Annotated in this window: 4 protein-coding genes; all 4 read right to left on the reverse strand. The window is 71.0% G+C overall.

Annotated elements, in window-relative coordinates; genetic code table 11:
* Positions 1–305 (reverse strand): MFS transporter (locus tag PKE44_RS16505; protein ID WP_324553389.1); only part of this gene is annotated, 305 nt, incomplete at its 3' end.
* Between the two features lie 237 nt (positions 306–542).
* Positions 543–1,955, reverse strand: coding sequence for a serine/threonine-protein kinase (locus tag PKE44_RS16510; protein WP_324553398.1), 1,413 nt, complete (start codon positions 1,953–1,955; stop codon positions 543–545).
* 165 nt (positions 1,956–2,120) lie between these two features.
* Positions 2,121–2,993, reverse strand: a complete 873-nt coding sequence (locus tag PKE44_RS16515) for a DUF3365 domain-containing protein (RefSeq protein ID WP_324553392.1) — start codon at positions 2,991–2,993, stop codon at positions 2,121–2,123.
* A gap of 17 nt (positions 2,994–3,010) precedes the next feature.
* A partial coding sequence (locus PKE44_RS16520) for a hypothetical protein (RefSeq protein WP_324553395.1) occupies positions 3,011–3,621 on the reverse strand: 611 nt, incomplete at its 5' end.

The raw sequence follows: 3,621 nt of genomic DNA on the forward strand, positions 1-3,621 counted from the left end.
AGCAGCGCCGCGGCGAGCGCCGACACGCGCTGCGCCCGGGCCGCGACCTGCCGCCGGTCGTGACGGTCGGCGATCTGCCCGGCCGGCAGCACCAGCAGCAGCGCCGGCAGGAACTGCGCGAGCCCGATCAGCCCGAGCGCCAGCGCGCTGCCGGTCAGCTCGTAGACGCGCCAGCCGACCGCGACGCCGATCATCTGATAGGCAATCGTGGTGCAGACGCGCGTCAGCCAGAAGTGCCGGAACGCCGCCAGCGAGCGCAGCGGCGGCTCGGCGAGGACTGCGGCAGGAGCGGGGGAGGAGGACATCGCAGCAGTACAGTCCGTGGGCAGGGGCGGGTTGCCGGGCAGTGTACTGCGCTGCAACAGCGCGCCCGTGCGCCGATCGCTGCATGCCGGACATGCAGGCGCTGCGGCCCTGCGACGGCGGATGAACCGGGGGAGGAAGCGGAAGAAAGCGGGAGGGACGCGGCAGATGGGGCGCGAAGGCTCGCGGGACGGATGCGCCGCGGACATGCGCGTCGCCCGCCCGCCCGGGCGCCGGTCTCAGTGCGGGCGGGTGGCGAGGAAGCGCCGGCGTGCGTCGGCGTCGTCGATGCGCTCGGCGAGGCGCCGGTACAGGTCGGCGGCGTCCTGCGCCAGCGGTGCCGTCTGGCGCACCAGCACGCGCGCGATCGGCCCGATCGCCTGCGTCAGCGCCTGCTGCGCGGTGGCGAGTGTGGCCGCGTCGACGCGTAGCACCGTCGTCACCGAACCGCTGCTGCCGTAGCCGGAAGCGGCGGTCGGTGCGGCGTTGCCGCCGGCGTGGCCGACGTGACCGGTGTGGGCGGTATGCGCGGTGGTGCCGTACTGCGTGTAGCCGGTCGGTTCGCCGCGGCGCAGCCGGCGCAGGAAGCGCCGGCGCTCGTCATCGTCGCTGATGTTGCGGGCGATCTCTTCGAGCCAGGCATCGCGCGAGTGCGCCGAGGCGGCGGCGCGGCGCACCAGCACGCGCGCGAGCGGACCGATGTGCGTCGCCAGCGTGGTTTCGGCCTCGTGCAGCTCGGCGTCGCTGAGCGTCAGCGGTGCCGGCATCACGACGGTGCCGGGCTCCGGATGGTGGTGGATCGGCACCGGCGCGAGGGCCGGGGCGAGCGCGGCATCGAGCGCGCGCTGGAATTCGCAGGCATCGGCAAAGCGTGCGCCCGGGTCGCGGGCCAGGCCGCGCAGCAGCACGGCATCGAGCGCCGCCGGCAGGCTGGGGCGCAGCGCGCTCGGGCGCGGCGGCGTCGTGTTCAGGATCTGGTGCAGCAGCGCCGGCGGCGTCGGACCCGGATACGGCCGCTGGCCGGTCAGCAGCTCGTAGGCGATCACCGCGCAGGCGTAGAGATCGGCGCGCCGGTCGAGCGTGCCGCCGGTGAACTGCTCGGGCGACATGTAGTTCGGCGTGCCGACCATCGCGCCGGTCTGGGTCAGGCCGGTGCCGCCGCTCAGGCGCGCGATGCCGAAGTCGGTGACCTTGACCATGCCGTCGGCGAGCAGGATGACGTTGGCCGGCTTGATGTCGCGATGCACGATGCCGAGCAGGTGCGCGCAGTCGAGCGCGCGCAGGATCTGGCGCAGGATCAGCGCCGCCGCCGGCAGGTCGAACTGGCGGCCCTCGCCGAGGTGGCGGCGCAGCTCGCGGCCCTCGACGAACTCCATGACCAGATACGGCGAACCGTCCGGCGTCTCGCCGAAGTCGTAGATCGTGACGATGTTCGGGTGCGTGCAGCGCGCGGCGGCGCGCGCCTCGTGGCGGAAGCGCGCGTGCCAGTCATCGTCCTCGAAGCCGTCGTCGCCGGCGGCGAGCAGTTCGGCACGGATGGTCTTGATCGCGACCGTGCGATCGAGCACCGGATCGTGGCCGCGGTAGACGACCCCCATCGCACCATGCCCGAGCACCGACTCGATGCGGTACTTGCCGATGGTGACGGGCATCGTGCTCACGGTCGTGCCTCCGACGAGCGGACGCCGGCGCGTGCGACGGGGCGGCGGGGCAGGCAGGTCCGCCGCCGGCAGCGGGGTGAGGCAGGTTCCGTCATAAGCTTCGTATCCGGCGGCGGCTGACATCGGCAGTATCCCTCTTTCGAGGCGGGATTCGCGTCATTCGCCCAGCAGCCGCATCGCGTTTTCGAGGCTGCGGCGCATGCGCGTGAACGAGGCCGCGAGCCTGGCGATTTCATCGCTGCCGCGGGCATCGAGTTCCGGCACGTCCTCCTCGCCGAGGCTGACCTTGTCGGCCATGGTCGCGATGCGGCGTACGCGGCGGATGACGGCGAAGTGCAGCAGCAGGTTCAGCAGCACCAGCAGCAGCAGGAAGATCGCACCGAGGCCGGCGAGGAAGGTGTGAAAGACTTTCTCGGCGCGATCGAGCGGCACCGCCATCGGGATCGAGACGATCTGCGCGCCGACGATCTCGTTGAGCTGCCAGCCGAAGCCGTTGGCGGTGCCGTAGACGGCCTTCATCGTGTCCGGGGCGGCGTCGGGCGTGCTGTGGCAGGTCAGGCAGGCGGGGCTGCCGACCTTCAGCGGCCGGGCGAGCGTCAGCACGCGGCCGGTCGGCGTTTCGCGCTCGGTGATGATCTCCTTGCGTTCGGCGTTGTTGCGGAACTCGCGGATGATGTCGGCTTCCCAGTCGGCCGCGCGGTCGTTGAGGTTGGTCGGGTTCAGCGCCGCTTCCTTGTACGTGTACTCGGGGAAGTGCTCGCGCAGCGTGCGGAAGTTGGTCTGCGCGGCGTACGAGGACACGGTCTGCGGCAGGAACTGGCGCTTCATCGGCAGCGTCAGCAGCGGCTGGATCTCGCGCGAGGTGTAGCCGCGGATCGCGAGCGCGCCCTCGACCATGATCCGCGCGTTCTGCAGGACTTCCTCGCGGGCGTTTTCGCGCAGCAGCCCGTAGGCGAGGTAGCCGGAAAGACCGATGCCGATGCCGAAGCTCAGGATCAGCACCAGGTTGAATTTGGTACGCAGGCCCATCGGTGTTCGTCCCCCTGTCAGCGGGTGGTGCCGGCGGCGGGCTGGCCGGTGCAGCGGGAAAATTCCTCGGCCACCTTCGTGAAGCCCTTGAGACTGACCTCGACCGGGATCGAGCCGACCGAGGGCCACAGCGGCCAGAAGCGCAGCGCGAAGCTCGCGGTGCTGCCGGCCTTGAAGGCATCCTCGATCGCCGGTGCGTCCGTGAACACCAGCGTCTTCTTGTTCTCGATACGCGCGGGAACGAAGCGTGGAGACGGTGGGGGCTCGACGATTTTCTGCCCGCGCGCCGGCGGCCGGCGCTCGATCGCGACGCTCAGCGCCAGGTCGTTGAAGCCGGCGTCGATCTCGGAATCGGTGACGACTATTAATGCCTCGCCGTTGAACAGGATGTCGATACGGGTTTCGCCGTAGCCGTCGTTGATGGTGAGCGGTTCCTCGACCAGCAGGCAGCGCGTCTGGCCGCTCAGCGGGTCCTTGCCGGCCGGGCGCAGCTCCCAGGCCGTCACCGGCAGGGTCGTCAGAACTGCCGCGAGCGCGAACCCGCGCCCGATCGCGTGTGCCGTCATCGGCGCCTTCTCCCCGGAGTCAGTGGCCGGTCGAGTATACGAACCGGCCGGTGACGATGCGG

Origin of the sequence: Plasticicumulans sp. (assembly GCF_035331805.1) — a bacterium.
Taxonomy (GTDB): domain Bacteria; phylum Pseudomonadota; class Gammaproteobacteria; order Competibacterales; family Competibacteraceae; genus Plasticicumulans.

What these genes read in the sequence shown, in the direction of transcription:
- PKE44_RS16510 (WP_324553398.1), bottom strand. Translation starts at nt 1,955, where the DNA reads ATGCCCGTCACCATCGGCAAGTACCGCATCGAGTCGGTGCTCGGGCAT.
- PKE44_RS16515 (WP_324553392.1), bottom strand. Translation starts at nt 2,993, where the DNA reads ATGGGCCTGCGTACCAAATTCAACCTGGTGCTGATCCTGAGCTTCGGC.